The organism is Paenibacillus marchantiae, from assembly GCF_028771845.1.
Taxonomy (GTDB): Bacteria; Bacillota; Bacilli; order Paenibacillales; family Paenibacillaceae; genus Paenibacillus; species Paenibacillus marchantiae.
In genome coordinates, this window is sequence record NZ_CP118270.1 from 3,493,406 (window position 1) to 3,511,436 (window position 18,031).

Below are 18,031 nucleotides of genomic sequence, written 5' to 3' on the forward strand. Positions count from 1 at the left end.
CTGAGGGATGTATCTTTCCTCACAGAGTAAACGCGTTTTAATGAATCGAAGGATAACAGTGTAGTTACATCAATTATCTTTTTGCTGAGTAGTTGTGTTCTTCTCGGTTGCAGTCTCGGTAAGCTCATGCCGATCGGAATCCTGGGCAGCGATATGTGTATGCGTCAATAACGGATGCACAGGCACCGCAAACCCTCCATTTCGTTTCCCTTGAATCAGGTATATCAGGAGGAATAGAATCATGAACACAATGGAATAACGGTACATATCGGTATAACTGGTTATGGAAGCAATAGCGCCCAGCAGAAGTGCTCCCAGAGCAATCCCCAGATCCAGCGTATTCAGAAACATGCCGTTAGCCATACCGCGCTGTGAAGGGGAGACAATCTGAATCATCCAGGTCTGCATGGAAGACTGTATTGAACCATATCCAATTCCATATAAAAATGCAGCGACAAACAAGATGGACATCGACGAAGCGTAAGAGAGCGTGATCAGTCCAGCAGCGATGAATATCGCTCCGGGAATCAGTAAGGCTTTTGGACCTTTACTGTCATAGATCCGACCTGCAAACGGTCTAACCAGCAGTACAGCGAGAGCATTAAACAAAAAGAACAGTGCAGGGTTAGCCAGGTTGGCTTCCTTTCCGTACAAAACGATGAATCCGACCAGTCCGCCATACGTGATGGACAGTAAACAATTCAGTACACTTGGCAGAATCAGTTTGCGATTGAAAGGCGTCTTTACTTTGGTGCCTGATATCGCAGCTGTTCCAACAGGAGGTGTTGGTATCACCTCATCATTGACCCTACGAGCTTTCTTGCGTGTCAGTGAATAGCTGAGCGGATAGATGACCACAATAACACCTGCCGTACATAACATGAGTGTCATGAACCCGGCACCCTGAAGCAACGTGACCCCAATAATGGGACCCATGGACATGGCCAGACTTGTAGACAGGCCGAAATAGCCCATACCTTCACCCATCCGTTTCACAGGCACAATATCCGACGCCATAGTCGGGAAAGCCGTGCTACTCATACCGAATCCGATACCGAACACCATGCGCAGCAATAACAGGACCGCAATCCCAGCAGCAAAATAATATCCAAGTGTAGCGAGTAAGGCAACTGTCAGGCCAATATAGATCATGGCATTACGAAGACCCTTCTCCAATGCTTTGGCTGAATAGAGCCGGGCAGCAATGGCGCTAAGGGCAAAAAGACAGGTGAAGAGGCTGACTTCAAAGGCATTGGCGTGAAAACGGTCCTGCACATAAGAAGGCAGTGGGGATACAATCATGTGGAGTTGTAGAAAGAGTAGAAAGTTACATAACATGAGCAGGATAAAATCGGTGGTCCATAGTTTGACTTGCGATGATTGTGATTTCATTAGTTGTTCATTCCCCCTGGTGTAAAATTCGTTACAGGTTGCTGTTCATGAGGGAAAGAGTATGTCTAAATGCTTCCATCTGGTCTTCGGGTATACCTTCAATCAGATTTTTATTCATTTCTCTTTCGAGCGGAACAAGCTGGTCAAGCAATATCTTTCCTTCATCGGTCAAGTAGAGCAAGTAGGCTCTGCGATCCTGTTCGCTGGTCCGGCGTTCGACCCAGCCTTTCTTTTCCAACAGATCAATAATGCGGGCAGTTGTGGGCTGGTCCTTATAAACGCGATTGGCGACTTCCTTCTGGTTCACGCCTTCGCCTCTGCCGATATTGAACAGAACGGAAAACTGCTCTGTCGTAATATCATAGGGTTTGAATCGTATGGCTAGTACAGCCGACGCCTTGCGATGTGTCATGCCCAGCATGAATCCAATGGATTGATCGAGTGAATAATCGTTCCCCATATAATCCTCTCTTTCTTAAAATAAAAATAGTCTCAATTCATTTACTTGTTATAACAACTATATGCTAAACATTTAATTTTGTCAAAACGGATTTATGAATATCGGCGTCATGATAACACCCTTTCATATGAGATTGGCAGTGGAATAATGTTTTATGTGAACATTGAAATATGCAAACGTTGGTAAATATTGATAAAATAGAAGTGCCGCTGTATCGCGGTAATTGGGCCACATGATGGTGAGGTTACGAAGACGAATCCGCTCCAGCTGATTCTGGAGCTGACTGAGGAGAGCTGAGTATGCTGAAGAACATTCCCGCAATAATACCTCCGGAACTGCTGAAGATCATGTCTGAAATGGGTCATGGAGACGAACTAGTACTGGCTGATGGCAACTTCCCCGCAGCCAGTCATGCCCAGCGGTTGATTCGCTGTGATGCGCTGGGTACCGTGGAGTTACTGGATGCCATTTTAAGTTTGTATCCACTCGATACGTACGCTGAGCGTCCAGCAGCCGTTATGCAGGTCGTCAAGGGGGATCAGGTGGTGCCTATCATCTGGGAAGACTATCGCAGGCTGATCCTTGACCATGAGGGCATCACGGATGCCTTTGATCATGAAGAGCGTTTTGCTTTTTATGAGCGGGCTTCTCGCGCCTATGTCATTGTTGCAACCGGTGAACGTGCGCAGTATGCCAATTTGATTTTGAAAAAAGGTGTCATTTTTCCAGATACAGAGCCTTACCCACAAGCGAAAAAAGTTGAACTGAACTGAATCCAAGCTCAAGGCGACGGGGCGGCAGAAGCCTCGCTCGCCTTTTTGCTTTTCCCAAATCGCAGCCAATAAACAACAACATATAATATAGGCATACTCTCGATAAGCACGGCATATGTAGCAATGGCGTAAGAACGAATGGCTAATTCATAGGAAGCCGCGTCTTTTGCATATTGAAGCACATAAGAAGCCGCAGTTCCGGCTAGCAAGTAAACTACCGTTTTTTCCTGCCGAACTCCGGTAAGTTTAGCAAGACAAACGGAGGCGACGTATAACAGAAACGAGCTGCGAGTAAACATGGTCGTAGACCAGATGGCAATTAGGAAAGGGTCCAGGTTATCCAGAAAATCGCCGTAACGGGCAAAACGTATCATCTCCAGCAAAGGGTAGCGAAGACTGCTGGCTTCGTAAGGTCCAAAATTCATTAACGTAAACATCCAGAACACGATAATGAATAATGCAAGCGTAGAACCTGCAAATAACATACTTCGTAGAAGCGGCCGCCTGAAAGCAATGGCAGGGGCGAGGAACAGGAACATCATCCATTCGGAAAACCAGGGCATGGTTGAAAACGAGCCTGTTAAAATTTCTTTCAGATCATGATGCGTTACCATGGCAAGCAGTACATCAGGATTCCCCCCACCCATTACAGCAGGCATGAGAAAAGTAGAGGTGAAGATTTGCACCAGAAATATCCCTTCTGATAAATAGACAATGGTAATCAAACCTGAGCGCGCTGAAAGGCTGATACATAAAATAGTTACGGTTGCTGTCAGCCATATGGGTGTCTCGGGTAAATACATGGATTGCAGAAAAACGATGAAATTCTCTACGTCAACGGATATCAAATACAGGCACAGTAATACAATGAGGCCGAGGAACAGCTTGTGAACGGCCTTGCCCACAATTTCTTCACCGAAATCAATCCAGGGTCGATCAGGGTAAACCGCTCCCAATCTGTATGTGAAAAAGAGAAGAATCAGACTGATCGCAAACCCGCCAAGGATGGATATCCACCCTTGATAACCGCTCATTTTGAACAAGCGCTGCAGAAGAAAAGCGATGGGTTCGGAATACAGGTAGACAAACATAAAACGGTACGCTTGTCCGGCAGACAATTTGATCATGGCGTGCTCCTTTCTTAGCCAAACAAGCGGTCTGCCCAGCCAAAGACCAGCCTGATGACATCATTGGGATTAGGCCATCCCGGTACAGAGACAGCCAACGTATTCCACAGCAGAAATATCCCCAGCAGAATGAAATAGGCCCGTTTCATTCCTTTTTTGCTGGACTTGATCATGGGCCACTCCAGTATGTACAGTACGGCAAACAAAACAACAGCAATCATTGGTTTACCTCCTAAAGTGGCCTGAAGCTTTCCTCTGTTCCTATCAGTAGCTGGATTCCGAACCTACGAACTGGATGTTGATTTGGGCATGCACGTTAAACTGCAATTCGTTTTTGACATAATCATTCCAAACGGGACGCAACTTTTCCCAGATCTGAGGATATGCCCATTCCAGGCGATAACCGAGCATTAGAATATCGGCGTTCTTGCGTTGGCCACTCCTTATTGCGTCGGTTAGATAGGCACTCACTTTTTCATTGGCCTTTTGCTCGATCTGATTCACGCCCACAATATCTTTGACCTTGAGAATCGGAATCACGGAATTCAGTTCTGCCTGCCCCCGCAAAGTGATGTCGAAGAAAGGCTGTCCGTTGACAAGCCTGACCTTAATTTTGGAATTCATATTATAGATCGTCATGCTCGCTTTTTCTTTATCGGTTTCCACGGAAAGGGCCACGGAATCCAATTTGCGATTGGCCCAGGCTATGGTCCTTGCTTCATTCGCCGAGATTGAATCGACCATCTTCATCTGTTTGAAAAGAGCACCACCTATTTGACTGGTCCATTGCTTTCGTTTATTATCCTCACTTGCCATCGAGGTTCCTTTCGATTCCAGAAAGGGGGCGGCAAAGCCCTGATTCATTTTGTCAGCCATAAGTACACTGAGCATTTGCGTCTTTAACATGTTTTCTTGGGTTGCAAATTCTCTTAACACATCACTGGGTGTTTCCTCGAAAACGGGAGTCAGATCCGCCACGTCTCTGGCTCTGCCCTTCGCAACCATGACGTAACTGCTAAGATGGAACAAAGGTTCACGTGAGATCCATTCCATCGCATCTTGAATACCCTCTCTGGCGTATGCCTCACCGAACACCACTACCCGTGTGTGCCCCCAGGAAATCTTTCGTGTGAGATCGGTTTGGATTTTCTCTATGGCGTCAGCGATGGTGGATGCGGTAGACGAAACGAGAGCATATGGATTTTTTCCGGGTCCGCCCGTACCTTCCGGAGAGAGACGGTTGGGAAGTGGCATACTTAATGAAATATCGATTTCACCTGGTTTCTCACCCTTATCCACATACATGGTTGTAATAAACGTACGTTCATTTATTTCCACTTTGGACCAGCAGCCACTGCAAAGTAACACGCATACCAAAACGACACTCAGTTTGGGCATAATCATCCACGTTTTCATGTTTTTTGCCTTTTCTTATTCGCATCTTCGTAAGCTGCTGGTCGCTTCTTCATTAGGAACCAAGGCACACGAACGATAGTATCCTTGATATCACGTAGCACGAGGGGGGCAAATGGCTGCATATAAGGCACGCCAAATGAACGCAGACTAACCATATACCAATAGATCAGATAGATCGAGATCACGATGCCGAACAGACCCAGCGTTCCACCCATAAACAGCACCGGAAATCGAAGCAGCCGGAAGGCCAGTCCGAGCTCGAAGTGCGGGATGATAAAGGCGGCAATACCTGTGATAGATACGACAATAACCAGTGGTGCTGAGACAATTCCAGCCTGTACGGCCGCCTGACCAATAACAATCCCCCCGATAATAGACACCGTTTGGCCCAGTGGCTTCGGAATACGAATCCCCGCTTCGCGCAAACCTTCAAAGGTCACTTCCATAATGAGCGCTTCAATCAAGGCAGGGAAAGGAATGTTTTCTCTAGCAGAAGCGATCGTAATCAGTAGGTTGGTCGGAATGATTTCCGGGTGAAATGTAGTTACGGCGACATAAAAGGATGGAAGCAGGAAGGCTATAAAGGCAAACAACAGACGAATAAGCCTGATAAAGGAGGCAGAATAAAATCGTTGATAATAGTCTTCCGAAGACTGCATTAAAGAGAAAAAAGTAACCGGAATGAGCAGGGAGAACGGTGTTCCATCCTGCATGACCCCAATCCGTCCTTCAACCAGTGCAGCAGCCACCGTATCCGGTCTTTCCGTATATTGATATTGTGGAAACGGAGAGAGAGGATGGTCCTCCAGAAATTCAGATAGATAACTTACACCAAGGCTGCTATCCATATCAATATTACCAAGACTTTCCAACACGTTTTCCAAAATGTCTGGCTTGCATAACCCTTGGATATATACAACGAACACCTCGGTTTTGGTGTATTTTCCAATGGTGAATTTGATCATCTTCAAATCAGGGTGTTTAATTTTGTGCCGAAGCAGAGACATGTTCACATGAATATCTTCAATGAAGGCTTCCTGAGGGCCAACAATTACAACTTCATTGGTTGATTCCGCTACGGAACGCCTTTGATAATTTTGAAGTGCAAAATGAATCATTCCCGAAATACCCTCGATATATAAGGCTGCATTACCTGACACGATATCATCCACAATTGCTTCTGGTGAATTCGAGTGGTGGCTGTTAAGGGTGAAAAATGATCCGGTCAGGACTCGGGTAATGAATTGATGATCTATTTCATTTCTCGAGGCTTCCTCAAGCAGTGGTTTGACGATGGCTTCCCGCATAGTAGGGGTATCTACAATGGACTGAATATAGATGAGTTCACAATGGAAAGGTCCAATTTGAAAAGGCTGATAGATTATGTCGGCAACACCCAACAGATTAGCTCTAACCTGTTCATAGATATTGTCTTTTTCCATTTCAGTTTCGCCTCCCTATGCTGTAATGCCGAGCCTGTAATCTGACTATAGTGTGCGACGCTTCCAATGAAATATACTTTTAAGTTTGGATTATCGAAATATATTACAAACTTTGATGCAGATGATGAATGGGGAGATCGTCAGATCTGCCTTAAAATAAGAGGATGGAATGAAGTAAGTAGACGATTTTATAAGGAGTTGAGGGAAGATGGCGTATCGGATCAGACTTGCTGAGCTTAGTGATGTTAACGGAGTGGCACAGTTGTTCAATGACTATAGAATGTTTTACGATCAGCCTACCGATCTGGAGAGAGCAAGTGAATACATAAAAGAACGAATGGAACGGAATGAATCCGTTATTTTGGTTGCCGAATCGAAATTGGAGACAGAAAAGGAAGAGGAGTACAGTCTGACGAATAAACCCTTAGCGGGTGAGTTTGGTGGATTTATACAGCTGTATCCTAGCTTTAGTTCAGTGTCCATGAGGCCAATCTGGGTACTAAATGATCTGTACGTACATGCGGATCATCGCCAGAGAGGAATTGCGCGTAAGCTGCTGGAAGCTGCACGACTATGGGGAAATGAGAGTGGGGCTGTACGAATAGTGCTCTCTACGGCGATAAGCAACAAGAAAGCTCAGGCATTATATGAGTCGGAAGGCTATACGCTGGACACCAAGTTCATGTATTATGAACTTCATATATAAGATAGACTTTGAGAAACCTGAAGTTGAGGATAAGCAGGAGGGATTAGCACAAAATGATGCAATGGATAGCCATGATCACGATGTTGATCGATCATATAGGAGCCGTCTTTTATCCACAGGTCGGTGAGCTGCGAATCATTGGTCGAATTGCTTTTCCAATCTATGCTTTTGCCGTTTATATCGGTTATAAACATACTCGCAACGTACAAAAATACATATGGCGGTTGTTCTGGATTGCAGTGATTTCTCAATTGCCGTTTATGGTGGCTTTTAATCATTTTTCGCTGAATGTGGTATGGACATTATGGTCTGCTCTGCTTGTATTGCTTGTGCTCGATAAACTTCCGGTCCGTTTGCTGGGAATTCCGATTGTGATCGTGGCTGGTTTGGTCATGGAGATGACCCATATGGATTATGGTATGTATGGCCTACTGCTTGTATTGCTATTCCGTTACTTCCAGGGCCCAGTACTAGTAATGGCTCATTTGCTCTTAAATGTGCTGTATATTTATCTGCACAGCAGCTCTATTCAGATGTACAGCGTGATTGCTACGGCAGGAATTGCAATGGCCCAGTATTATAACGCAGGCTTCCGTCTGAAAGGTCCGCGTTGGATTTGGCGTTATTTTTATCCTGCACATTTGGCTGTCATTGCTTTGATCCGCTTGATTTGAGAATTCTTCACGAAGAAAAGAAGCCACCTTATCCGTCATCACTGACGTTGAGGTGGCTTCTTTATATTCATTAATGGATGCAATATAGGCATTCACTTTATTGGAGTTATTCCATTGTTGGCGAAGTACCAAACTGCGGTCGGACGGCCTTAGGGAAATAACCAATCTCGATGGCATGTTCCATCATTTTTGAGATGAAACGATCATCAGTTTTGGCGCATATAATGCCGGCTGGTTCTACATAGGCGGTTGTTACAGGAGAAGCATATACGTAGGCAGAATCCTTGGCACCGTCTCCTTCAAGCTGGGCGATAGCCAGTTGAAGTGCCTCAGGGTCCTTGCTGACACTGCCATCGAACAACCAGTTGGTGTATTCTGCAAAAGGCAGAGTCTCTACTTCATAACCGGCCCGATTCACAGAACGAATCAGATCATCGTAGCTGATAGGTTCCGGATTACAGATATGGAATACACGTCCTGCTGTGTCCTGGCGTAATGCCAGATGCACAATGGCCTGACTTGCATAATCAATAGGTGTAAAATCAACCATCCAGTCGGCTGCCGGTGCCTTGCCCAGCAATAACATTGCTTTAATCATGCGATAAAAGGCGTTGCTATCAATATTAGACTGGAAACGTCCCGTCTCGGAATGACATGTCAGGTTACCTGCACGATAGATGCTAACAGGTACACCTTCTTCAGCAGCAATCATAAGCACTTTCTCGGCTTCAAGCTTGCTGTCCGAGTACAGGTTGTCCACGTGCAGGTCCGCTGGGAAGCGATCATATTGCAATGATGACTCCCACTGTCCACTGAGTGCAAGATCTTCCGGTATCCCCATCGTGGATACATGGTGGAAGGAGGCACCTGGTTTGCTGCGAACGAGTTTGAGCAATGCAGTGGTTCCATCCACATTGGTTTTGGCGAATTGTGCTGCATCCCCGAAATGTCGTACATCCGCGGCGCAGTGTATCACACGGTCAATTCGTTCTTGCACGTAAGTTGTCTGCTCGACTGAAAGACCAAGATTCGGTTGCTCCAGATCGCCTTCAATAATCTCGACGCGGGATGCGAGGAGAGGTAGAAGCTCCGGTCCAAAGTAATCTTTCATGACGCTGCTCAGTCGTTCCATCGCAGAGCTTCCGTCTGCGGGACGGCGCACAAGAGTATAGATGCGTGTATTCGAAGTTAGAATCAACTGTTGCAGCACATGGGATCCAAGATATCCGGTAGCCCCGGTCAGGAGTACATGCTCGGGATTCAGAATTTCAGGATATCCAATCTGGGATCTCAGCTCTACAGGATGTTCTGACAATTGGGTGATCATGCCCTCATTCACTGAGGAATGGGTAGTTTCTTCTGTAGTTTGAGCCAGCTTCTCCACGCGTTGTGCCAAGGCACGAACCGTCTTCTCGGCAAAAAAGTCGGCAATTTTCAGCTGCGGATAATGCGGCTTCAGAATAACCAGCACATGGATGACCCGAAGAGAATCACCGCCAATGGCGAAGAAGCTATCCTCCACACCAAAGTCATCGTGCTGAAGAATTTCTTTCCATGCTTCCAGAATAATTGCTTCGGTTTCCGTCTCTGGCAGTACCCGATCAGGTCGATCTTCATGACGCTCTACGTGAGGCAGAGCTACCATCGCTTTACGATTGATTTTCCCTGTCGGTGCGATTGGCATTTCATCGAGCTGACAGATCCATTTGGGTACAAAATAGGAAGGAAGCTTCACCGTTAGCTCCGCTTTAATATCCGCAACGGAAAGTGTACTGCCATCTTTGGATGTAAAGTATCCTACGAGCATGTTTTGACCATCCGATTCCTTCTTGGGAATCACGGCCACATCCTGAACCTGATCCAGACGGGCAAAATGATCCTCGATCTCTCCAATCTCAATCCGGTGACCCCGGATTTTTAACTGGGAATCGCTGCGTCCGACATATTCCAGCAGTCCGGTATCGAGCATTTTGGCAATATCGCCAGACTTATAGATTTTCTCATCGATGGCAAATGGATTATCAATGAATGCCTGCGCTGTACGCTCTGGCTGGTTCAGATAACCTTTGGCCAAAGCGGGTGTTGCTATATATACCTCGCCGGGAACGCCTACCGGGCATAATTGCTGTTCTTCATTGACGATATACACTTTATAGTTATGAATCGGTCTGCCTATTGGAATGTTAACGACACTTTCCGGAACTTGCTCACTAATTCGGTGAGTCGCTGTCGCTACTGTACATTCCGTAGGTCCGTATACATTGACGATATCAATCTGGTTGCCGAATTTGCGCTGGAAGGCACGAACCTGCTCACCGTACAGTGCTTCTCCAGCCACGGTAATGATTTTGACTTTGGCCAGCTTGTGGAAGCCTTCATCAGACAGGAAGGAAGCAAGCTGGTTGAAAAAGATGGTTGGCAGTATCGTAATAATTGTTGTGCCTGTGCGCTCAATTGCACTCGCAAATTCTTCAACGGATACACGTTCTTCCGCCGACAACAGGTACAGTTCTGCTCCGTAGAACAAGGCGCCAATCGTATCCCACACTGATGCATCGAAGCTGTATGTAGCAAACTGGGTTAATACGTCACCTGGTTGAATATCGCAATCCCGCTGCACCACACTACCAAGATTGGCTACACCCCGATGGGCAATAAGCGCACCTTTGGGCTTGCCGGTAGATCCCGAGGTATAAATGATATACGCCAGGTCGTCTGGCTCAATATCGAGATTGGGGTTACTTGCAGCGAATCCGGCAAGGCGTCCATCTACGGCCAGGATTTGGCGAACGCTAGTAATTCCTGAGAATAACCGTGAAGCTTCAGGTAAAGAGGACTCTTTGGTCAGGACAAAGGATGAAGCTGTATCTTCGACAATATAACTGTTGCGTTCTTGTGGGTGCTCAGGATCGACAGGAACGTATACTCCGCCAGCTTTGAGAATACCGAGCAAAGAAATAATTGTTTCCAAACTCCGCTCCATAAAGATGCTGACGAATTCTCCTTTTTGCAATCCGTTGGATAACAGCACACGGGCAACCTGATTGGCACGTTCATTCAATTCTCTATAGGTGTACCTGCCAGTTGGTGAAGTAATTGCTGGAGATTCAGGATATTCGGCTGCTGTTGCTTCGAACCAGCCATGAATCGTCTGATGTTCTGGTTCGTGAACGGCGGTATCATTCATTTCTCGGTATAGCAACCGGTCTGAAGCGGATAAAATGTCCACTGTGCCGATGGCCTTGTCTTGGTCACGCAACATAGCCAGTAAAAGAGTCTGATAATACTCTGCATATCTTGTGACCGTAGATTCATTTAGAAGTGAACTGTCATAGAACAGATCCAGCGTGAGCATATTCTGATCATCACGAATATTCCAATTTAACAATTGAGGAGCTTTAGGGAGCTGTACACTGTTAAACATGAACAGCGTTTCCGGATTACCTCCCGCTTGCAGCGTGTAATGCAGCTGGAGTTGATCTGAAATCTGATGAATCAGTTCGATAAAGGTTAACTTTCCTTGAATCTGCAATAACACATGGGAGGCTACCTGATCGGGAGCCAGCGTGCCGATGGCAAGTTCCTGCTCAGCTGATAAACGGAACAACAAGGCTGCGTAGGCAGACAATAATGCTGGATATACGCCCTCTGAACCGAATTTTTGTTTCAGTTCCCGACCCAGGGACGATTCCAATGAAATATGAGCAGACTCATAAGTGAATGCTTGTTGACGGCGCCCAAAATCCAGTGGAATCTGAAGAACCGGCAGGCCAGATTCCACTGTTTGGGTAGATGATGATTGATTTTCGACCACTTCAGTTGTTCCTCCTTGGTTCAAACCGTTCAAGTTGTGGGTTGAATTATTGTTTACTTACATTAAAATGCGAAATCAGTTCTTGCAGCTCCTCAGACATGTTGTTCAAACGGGTAGAGGAATCAACAAGTGTAATCAGTGATGCTTTTTGTTCATCTACGGATGAAGAGATCCGTTCACTGTTGTCAGCTGTCTTACTCACACTCGCAGATAAATCATCCGCAGTTGCGGTCATTTCTTCTGTACCTGCAGAGATTTCTTCTGTAGCACTCGATACTTCCTGAATCTGATTCGATACTTTCTTGGCTGCTTCCAGAATCTCTTCGAACAATTGACCGGTTTGATCAGCTACGCTGAGTCCGGTATCCACTTCAGACGTTCCTTGTTCCATCGCACGAACGGCTTGTCTGATTTCAGCCTGGATCTCTTGGATCAGTACAGCAACCTGGCTCGTGGATTGTTCGGACTGCTCAGCAAGCTTACGTACTTCACCTGCTACAACTGCGAATCCTCGACCTTCTTCACCAACACGTGCTGCTTCAATAGATGCGTTGAGTGCAAGTAAGTTCGTCTGGCTGGAAATGCCTGAGATGATATTCAGAATATCGCCAATTTCCTGAGAGCGGCTCTCCAGAACCTGAATGGCCGAAGCGGTGTTTTTAACAGATTCCGTAATCAGATTCATCTGTTCGGATACCTGACGAACCACACTGTTTCCTTGTTGGGATCGACGTTCCATCTCATAGGCCTCGTCAGCTACACTCGCTGAACTGCTGGCAATAGTCTGAATGACGATAGCCATCTCGGACATCGCACGGGCACTATCCCGGGTTGCCTGTTCCTGTGCACGAATGTTGGATGTAATCTGAGTAACGTTGCTATTAATAGAATCAGCATTCTCGCTGTTTCTCTCCGAGACTTCATACAGTTCCTTAGCAGACTCGTTAACTTCTTGCGAAGTGATTTGCACTTTGACGATGGTATCGTTGATCTTGCGAACCATTGTATTGAACTTTTCGTTCACAATGCCCAGATCGTCTTTGCCTGTCGGAATTTTGACATTCAAATTACCCCGGCTTACGTCATCAATCCCTTTGATCAGGTGACGAATAGGGGAAAGCGTGTTTTTGACAACAAGATATTGGATAATCAGGAACAACAGCAGGAACGCTACCAGGATGATAATTCCGTTCTTGAGCAATTTGTTCAGTCCGGCAGGTACTGCTGATGCGTCTGCATCGACTGCAAAGTAAGAATAAATCTTGCCGTTGCTATCCTTGATCGGGTAAGCAATGGTTGTCCAGGTTCCGAAATCATCGGAATAAAATGTGGTGAACGTTGGGCGATCGGTATTCACCATTTCTTTCAGTGCATTTGCCACAACGACTGGCTGTTCATACATGTCGCCGATATTTACATTTTCACTCTGGAAGGCTTCCTTCAGATTGGTTGGCATGGCAACAAGGGAAGTTAACCGTTGGTTATCTCCACCCAGCTCGACGCCAAAGATGTAGGCTTGTGCAATGTTAGGATAATATTGCTGCATTTCATCGAAATAGGCACGCAATTTGGTTTGGGTTTTTCCATCATAATTGGCTTCTGCAATAGCAGCCTGCACTTCGGTGGAATCAATGCCTTCTGCCCATTTTTTAGTAATTTGTTCTACCTGACCATGTAGTTGGTCTACGAGGATTGTTTTTTGAAAGTAATAGCTGCTGGCAATAAGTGCCACGCCGATGATAATAATGTTAGTAAATGAAAGCAACAGATTTTTGGAGAAAAAAGACATGCTTTTCCAACTTAATGATTTCACTAAAGTCCACTCCTGATCTTCTTTGAATTGATAATATGTTGGTGCCTTCATGTTGCAAATTAAGTCATTCCAGTATCCCCTCCAAAGGCATAATGTGCGACCATGGTCTTGGGTTCCTGGTCGCTATGTAGAGATATTTTTACCTAGATACCCATAGGTGTCTAATTATTAAAACACATCTATACTTAATATGTCGTATAAAATGTCGTCAAATTGAATAGTTTTGTTAAAACTTTTTTAATATTTTACGTACTTATGGACATATGAAAGTAAGAAGTAGGTATTTAGAACTGTTTATTTAAAATAATTCCCATTTTTTAGTTTCATTCTGTATTCTATAACATGGTGGGTTAAAAAACATCCTAAAACATTGAAAAAATAGTGAAAACGACAGAAAACGGACTTTCTTTTGCCACACAAATCAGATATCAGGGAGGAGAATCTAACCAAGAATGTACATAAGCAACATTATTGATACATGTGAAGCAGAGAAACAGGCCAAGTTTCCCAGTTGAACACGTCATGCACAGATATACATCGGAAGCGGTTTTATCTATAATAACTACAGTATGCATTTCTCAAATCATGAGCAGGCGGGGGTTTATAGATGAATCTTAAACAGATAGCAGCTGAGCGCGCGGCAGAGTATGTTCAAGATGGAATGAAGGTTGGATTGGGTACAGGGTCAACGGCGTATTACGCTATTTGTCGAATTGGTGAGCGAGTACGTGAAGGGTTGAACATTCAGGCTGTAGCTACTTCGGAAGCATCGGACAAGCTTGCCAAAGAGTGGGGAATTCCGATCGTTCCCTTTGATCAAATTGGACGTCTAGATCTGACCATTGACGGTGCAGATGAAGTAGATCCTGAGTTTAACCTGATCAAAGGTGGCGGCGGTGCGCTTTTGCGTGAAAAAATTGTAGCTGCAAACAGCGACAAACTGATTATTGTAGCGGATGGCAGTAAAGCCGTACAAAAGCTAGGAAAATTCCCGTTGCCAGTTGAAGTGGTTCCGTTTGCTTCAGAGTGGACCTTCCAAGCGCTGGAGAAACTCGGGTGTCACCCAGAATGGCGTATGGATGGGGATCAACGTTATCTTACGGATAATGGCAACCTCATTGCAGATTGCCGCATGGAAGCCATAGAGCATGCTGCAGAGCTTAACATTCAGTTAAATATGCTCCCAGGTGTTGTCGATAATGGACTGTTTATTAAAATGGCGGACACCGTCATTCTTGCGAAGGATGATGGTAGCATCGATGAGCGTCATCGTTCATGAACGGAAAGTGAGGTCATTGCATAGATGAGGGAAAACCCGTTAGTGGATGGTGAGATTGTTCTTCGATGTGTGGAGAAAGAGGATCTGACTGAACTCTATGAATTGATCTACAGTGAAGACGTACCGGAATGGAAACAATGGGATGCGCCATATTATGCCCTTGAACATGAGAGCTACGAAGACTTCGAACGGAGCATGTTAAAAAGACTTGAAGCAACTCAGAACAATTCTGATCCGGACTCCATTCGAATTATTGAGCTGAATGGCCGAATCATCGGTACAATCAGCTATTATTGGGAACATCGTCCATCCATGTGGCTGGAAATGGGAATAGTGTTATATCGATCAGCCCAATGGGGGCGCGGGATCGGCACGCGAGTACTTCAGATGTGGTCCAGTCACTTATTCGAGCAATTGCCCGTGGCCCGGGTTGGATTGACAACCTGGTCGGGCAATGAACGGATGATGCGTTCAGCTTCGAAGGCGGGAATGCAGGTGGAAGGACGTATGCGCAAATGCCGCATCGTGGATGGCAAACATTATGATTCAATTCGTATGGGAATGCTGCGCGAAGAGTGGGAGCAGATGCAATCTGCAGGAGCAGGTCGAAATGTAAACAACTGATGGAGGATTAAGAAATGCCGAACAACGAGGACAATCGGGAACTGTCTTTACAATTATTTGTGGTTCTCGCTCGCGCATACAATTCCGTTACATCCAGGTCCAACCGGGATATCCAGAGTCATGGACTGAATACAACAGAATTTGGCGTGCTTGATTTGTTATACCATAAAGGGCCGCAGGCGTTGCAAAAGATCGGTGAGAAAGTGTTAATGTCCAGTGGCAATATCACGTATGTGGTGGACAAGCTTCAGAACAAAAATCTGCTGATTCGTCGAGCGTCCAAGGAAGATCGACGTGTCATATACGCTGAATTGACGGAGGAAGGAAGACATCTGTTTACACAAATCTTTCCTCAGCACCACCAGGTGATCATTGATGCGGTGGATGGGTTGGAACCTTCGGAAAAGGCAGATGCGATTCGTTTGTTAAAAAAGCTTGGACTCGCCGCAGAGGGGAAAACTGACTTGCGTTAATAACGCAGGTCAGTTTTTTTATATGAATGTATGCCATTCGTCGTTCATGTATAATGAATAGATGGATTGTATTTGAACGGGGAAGATCGAAGCTGCCGAAGCTTTTGCAAACGATTGGATGAGTGAAGCCTTCGTATAAGCAGTATGGCATAATTCGCGATTAGGAGAGTGATCATGTGATGTCTAATGAACATGGAAAGATGAAATCATCGCACAGAACGATTGAATCGTTATCCAATCAGATGATTCGCGGTAAGGAGAACCAGAAGCAGATTCGTACATCCCTTCCGATATCAATCTTGCTAGCAGACGATAACGTCATCAATCGGCAGGTTGTGCAGATGCAGCTCAAAAAGCTGGGCATGACCGAAGTGCATACCGTCTCCAATGGGGAAGAGGCTAGTGAAGCTTTTCTCAGCAATAAATATAGTATGATCCTGATGGATAACATGATGCCTGTAATGGATGGACTGGAGGCGACACGCCATATCAGAGCTTTAGAACAGGATAAGATGTGGCATCCCACTCCGATTATTGCGATGACAGGAAATGTGATGGATGGAGAGAAAGAGAAATGTTTTGAAGCCGGGATGGATGATTTTATTGGTAAACCCTTCACCCTTGAAGCTCTAAACAACGTGATCCAGAAGTGGCAACCATCATCCATGTCTGAAGAAATTACGAAACGATAAATAATATACATACATGTTTCACGTGGAAGATCGACTGAAAGAGAGGAAAATGTTCATGTTATTATACAGCCTTGCCGTTCTGGTCCTAATCGTTCTTGCCTTACTATGGTTAGGTGGACTTTACTTCTTCAAAACCGCCATTCGGCGTGCTCCAAAATCATTTTTGGTTGATAATCCGAATCTGATGCCCGAACCGGATAACGAAATAATCAGCAGTGCTTCTGACTTGACGTGGCTTGATACGCAGCCAACCGAAGATATATATATTGAATCACATGATGGATTAAAGCTGCATGGAACATGGCTTCCTTCCCACTACGGATCGCAGCGACCAACGGTTATCCTGGCCCATGGCTATTCGGGAAAAGGCAGAGAAATGGCGGGTTTTGCCCGCTTTTATGCTGAAAAACGGGGCTACAATGTGTTGATGCCGGATGATCGGGGTCATGGCCAAAGTGAGGGCAATATCATCGGATTCGGCTGGCTGGATCGTAAAGATTATGTTCAATGGGTCCATTGGGTTCTGAGCAAGGTTGGTACGGAGACGGAGATCATTTTGCATGGAATTTCGATGGGAGGCGCTACAGTATTGATGACAGGTGGTGAAGCTCTCCCTGATCAGGTAAAGGCCATCGTATCGGATTGTGCTTATACCTCCGTGAAGGAGGAGCTGACCTTCCAGCTCAAGCAGCTATACAAGCTGCCCGCATTTCCGTTTATTCCCGTTACAAGTTTCATTTCCAAATGGAAGGCGGGCTACTTCTTTGGGGAGGCATCGGCACTAAATCAACTCGCCAAAGTTCAAGTTCCGGTTCTTTTTATTCATGGTGAGGCAGATACGTTTGTACCGACGGAAATGGTCTATAGACTATTTGAAGCATGTCCGACAGAAAAGGAACTGTTGACTATTCCCCGTGCGGGTCATGGAACAGCATTTCAAGTGGATCGTACCCGATACGAGCAGGTACTTGAATCCTTTTTGACCAAGAACCAGCAGCATTCTTCTGATTCCAATTAAGCATCCTGGGTATTAAGTAGAAGATGTACTTAAGGGGAGGTGCGAGATGCCCTATACACCTAGAGTTTGTTCGTATTGTCAGCCTGAACAACCGTACATGATTGAAAATGATGAATTTATATTGGATCGATATTCAATTGTGTTGCTTGTTCTGATGACACTGTTTCTTCCTCCCGTAGCCATGACCATTGGCGGCCTGATGTTATTTAATGACAATACGTATAAGCAGGATACAGGTAAATTGCTCGTCACCGGGGCATTTGTAGTGATGGTTATTCTCACCGTTATTCTGTTTGCAGGTTCGGGGACATTGACGATTAACATCTAA

17 protein-coding genes are annotated in these 18,031 nt (G+C 45.5%); 9 read left to right on the plus strand and 8 right to left on the minus strand.

Annotation, left to right across the window (positions count from 1 at the left end; genetic code table 11):
* Positions 1 to 69 precede the first annotated feature (69 nt).
* Together PTQ21_RS16000 and PTQ21_RS16005 are read right to left on the minus strand one after the other, a co-directional pair.
* The gene (locus PTQ21_RS16000; RefSeq protein WP_072732352.1) at positions 70 to 1,392 is read right to left on the minus strand and encodes an MFS transporter; all 1,323 of its coding nucleotides are present in this window, start codon (positions 1,390 to 1,392) and stop codon (positions 70 to 72) included.
* 31 nt (positions 1,393 to 1,423) lie between these two features.
* Positions 1,424 to 1,852 (minus strand): MarR family winged helix-turn-helix transcriptional regulator, encoded by a 429-nt coding sequence (locus PTQ21_RS16005; RefSeq protein ID WP_063564711.1) that lies wholly within the window; start codon positions 1,850 to 1,852, stop codon positions 1,424 to 1,426.
* A 299-nt stretch (positions 1,853 to 2,151) separates the two neighbouring features.
* Here PTQ21_RS16005 and PTQ21_RS16010 point away from each other — a divergent pair, with 299 nt between their 5' ends.
* Entirely contained in the window at positions 2,152 to 2,625 is a 474-nt protein-coding gene (locus PTQ21_RS16010) for an RbsD/FucU family protein (RefSeq protein ID WP_063564710.1), read from the plus strand.
* 8 nt (positions 2,626 to 2,633) lie between these two features.
* On the opposite strand, the gene PTQ21_RS16015 is transcribed toward PTQ21_RS16010, so the two are convergent.
* From PTQ21_RS16015 to PTQ21_RS16030, 4 genes are read right to left on the minus strand one after another with little or no spacing between them, the layout of a single operon-like run.
* The gene (locus PTQ21_RS16015; RefSeq protein WP_079694794.1) at positions 2,634 to 3,752 is read right to left on the minus strand and encodes a GerAB/ArcD/ProY family transporter; all 1,119 of its coding nucleotides are present in this window, start codon (positions 3,750 to 3,752) and stop codon (positions 2,634 to 2,636) included.
* 14 nt (positions 3,753 to 3,766) lie between these two features.
* The gene (locus tag PTQ21_RS16020) at positions 3,767 to 3,973 is read right to left on the minus strand and encodes a hypothetical protein (RefSeq protein WP_063564708.1); all 207 of its coding nucleotides are present in this window, start codon (positions 3,971 to 3,973) and stop codon (positions 3,767 to 3,769) included.
* A gap of 43 nt (positions 3,974 to 4,016) precedes the next feature.
* Positions 4,017 to 5,168, minus strand: coding sequence for a Ger(x)C family spore germination protein (locus tag PTQ21_RS16025; protein ID WP_090949053.1), 1,152 nt, complete (start codon positions 5,166 to 5,168; stop codon positions 4,017 to 4,019).
* Positions 5,165 to 6,610 carry a spore germination protein gene (locus PTQ21_RS16030; protein WP_063564706.1) on the minus strand — a complete coding sequence of 482 codons (1,446 nt, stop codon included), beginning with the start codon at positions 6,608 to 6,610 and terminating at the stop codon, positions 5,165 to 5,167. Before PTQ21_RS16030 ends, PTQ21_RS16025 begins: the two co-directional genes overlap by 4 nt.
* 208 nt (positions 6,611 to 6,818) lie before the next feature.
* Here PTQ21_RS16030 and PTQ21_RS16035 point away from each other — a divergent pair, with 208 nt between their 5' ends.
* Complete coding sequence (locus PTQ21_RS16035) at positions 6,819 to 7,316, plus strand: GNAT family N-acetyltransferase (RefSeq protein ID WP_063564705.1); 498 nt, start codon at positions 6,819 to 6,821, stop codon at positions 7,314 to 7,316.
* Between the two features lie 53 nt (positions 7,317 to 7,369).
* Positions 7,370 to 7,990, plus strand: coding sequence for a TraX family protein (locus tag PTQ21_RS16040; protein WP_240321372.1), 621 nt, complete (start codon positions 7,370 to 7,372; stop codon positions 7,988 to 7,990).
* Between the two features lie 106 nt (positions 7,991 to 8,096).
* Here the strand turns inward: PTQ21_RS16040 and PTQ21_RS16045 are convergent, their stop codons facing one another.
* Positions 8,097 to 11,804: a non-ribosomal peptide synthetase family protein gene (locus PTQ21_RS16045; protein ID WP_274566342.1), complete on the minus strand. Its 3,708-nt coding sequence runs from the start codon at positions 11,802 to 11,804 to the stop codon at positions 8,097 to 8,099.
* Between the two features lie 46 nt (positions 11,805 to 11,850).
* Positions 11,851 to 13,593 (minus strand): methyl-accepting chemotaxis protein, encoded by a 1,743-nt coding sequence (locus PTQ21_RS16050; RefSeq protein WP_063564933.1) that lies wholly within the window; start codon positions 13,591 to 13,593, stop codon positions 11,851 to 11,853.
* A 631-nt stretch (positions 13,594 to 14,224) separates the two neighbouring features.
* On the opposite strand from PTQ21_RS16050, the gene rpiA reads away from it, so the two are divergent.
* From rpiA to PTQ21_RS16080, 6 genes are all read left to right on the plus strand, one after another.
* Positions 14,225 to 14,896, plus strand: a complete 672-nt coding sequence (rpiA, locus tag PTQ21_RS16055) for a ribose-5-phosphate isomerase RpiA (protein ID WP_064639125.1) — start codon at positions 14,225 to 14,227, stop codon at positions 14,894 to 14,896.
* Positions 14,897 to 14,920: 24 nt separating this feature from the next.
* Complete coding sequence (locus PTQ21_RS16060) at positions 14,921 to 15,520, plus strand: GNAT family N-acetyltransferase (protein ID WP_090805304.1); 600 nt, start codon at positions 14,921 to 14,923, stop codon at positions 15,518 to 15,520.
* A 14-nt stretch (positions 15,521 to 15,534) separates the two neighbouring features.
* Positions 15,535 to 15,993 (plus strand): MarR family winged helix-turn-helix transcriptional regulator, encoded by a 459-nt coding sequence (locus tag PTQ21_RS16065; RefSeq protein WP_024630132.1) that lies wholly within the window; start codon positions 15,535 to 15,537, stop codon positions 15,991 to 15,993.
* Between the two features lie 179 nt (positions 15,994 to 16,172).
* Entirely contained in the window at positions 16,173 to 16,685 is a 513-nt protein-coding gene (locus PTQ21_RS16070; protein ID WP_274566344.1) for a response regulator, read from the plus strand.
* Between the two features lie 55 nt (positions 16,686 to 16,740).
* Positions 16,741 to 17,703 carry an alpha/beta hydrolase gene (locus PTQ21_RS16075; RefSeq protein ID WP_274566345.1) on the plus strand — a complete coding sequence of 321 codons (963 nt, stop codon included), beginning with the start codon at positions 16,741 to 16,743 and terminating at the stop codon, positions 17,701 to 17,703.
* 46 nt (positions 17,704 to 17,749) lie between these two features.
* The gene (locus tag PTQ21_RS16080; RefSeq protein WP_274566347.1) at positions 17,750 to 18,031 is read left to right on the plus strand and encodes a hypothetical protein; all 282 of its coding nucleotides are present in this window, start codon (positions 17,750 to 17,752) and stop codon (positions 18,029 to 18,031) included.

What these genes read in the sequence shown, in the direction of transcription:
- PTQ21_RS16080 (WP_274566347.1), top strand. Translation starts at nt 17,750, where the DNA reads ATGCCCTATACACCTAGAGTTTGTTCGTATTGTCAGCCTGAACAACCG.
- PTQ21_RS16000 (WP_072732352.1), bottom strand. Translation starts at nt 1,392, where the DNA reads ATGAAATCACAATCATCGCAAGTCAAACTATGGACCACCGATTTTATC.
- PTQ21_RS16025 (WP_090949053.1), bottom strand. Translation starts at nt 5,168, where the DNA reads ATGAAAACGTGGATGATTATGCCCAAACTGAGTGTCGTTTTGGTATGC.
- PTQ21_RS16040 (WP_240321372.1), top strand. Translation starts at nt 7,370, where the DNA reads ATGATGCAATGGATAGCCATGATCACGATGTTGATCGATCATATAGGA.
- PTQ21_RS16070 (WP_274566344.1), top strand. Translation starts at nt 16,173, where the DNA reads ATGTCTAATGAACATGGAAAGATGAAATCATCGCACAGAACGATTGAA.
- PTQ21_RS16065 (WP_024630132.1), top strand. Translation starts at nt 15,535, where the DNA reads ATGCCGAACAACGAGGACAATCGGGAACTGTCTTTACAATTATTTGTG.
- PTQ21_RS16030 (WP_063564706.1), bottom strand. Translation starts at nt 6,610, where the DNA reads ATGGAAAAAGACAATATCTATGAACAGGTTAGAGCTAATCTGTTGGGT.
- PTQ21_RS16035 (WP_063564705.1), top strand. Translation starts at nt 6,819, where the DNA reads ATGGCGTATCGGATCAGACTTGCTGAGCTTAGTGATGTTAACGGAGTG.
- PTQ21_RS16020 (WP_063564708.1), bottom strand. Translation starts at nt 3,973, where the DNA reads ATGATTGCTGTTGTTTTGTTTGCCGTACTGTACATACTGGAGTGGCCC.
- PTQ21_RS16005 (WP_063564711.1), bottom strand. Translation starts at nt 1,852, where the DNA reads ATGGGGAACGATTATTCACTCGATCAATCCATTGGATTCATGCTGGGC.
- PTQ21_RS16060 (WP_090805304.1), top strand. Translation starts at nt 14,921, where the DNA reads ATGAGGGAAAACCCGTTAGTGGATGGTGAGATTGTTCTTCGATGTGTG.
- PTQ21_RS16015 (WP_079694794.1), bottom strand. Translation starts at nt 3,752, where the DNA reads ATGATCAAATTGTCTGCCGGACAAGCGTACCGTTTTATGTTTGTCTAC.
- rpiA (WP_064639125.1), top strand. Translation starts at nt 14,225, where the DNA reads ATGAATCTTAAACAGATAGCAGCTGAGCGCGCGGCAGAGTATGTTCAA.
- PTQ21_RS16075 (WP_274566345.1), top strand. Translation starts at nt 16,741, where the DNA reads ATGTTATTATACAGCCTTGCCGTTCTGGTCCTAATCGTTCTTGCCTTA.
- PTQ21_RS16010 (WP_063564710.1), top strand. Translation starts at nt 2,152, where the DNA reads ATGCTGAAGAACATTCCCGCAATAATACCTCCGGAACTGCTGAAGATC.
- PTQ21_RS16050 (WP_063564933.1), bottom strand. Translation starts at nt 13,593, where the DNA reads ATGTCTTTTTTCTCCAAAAATCTGTTGCTTTCATTTACTAACATTATT.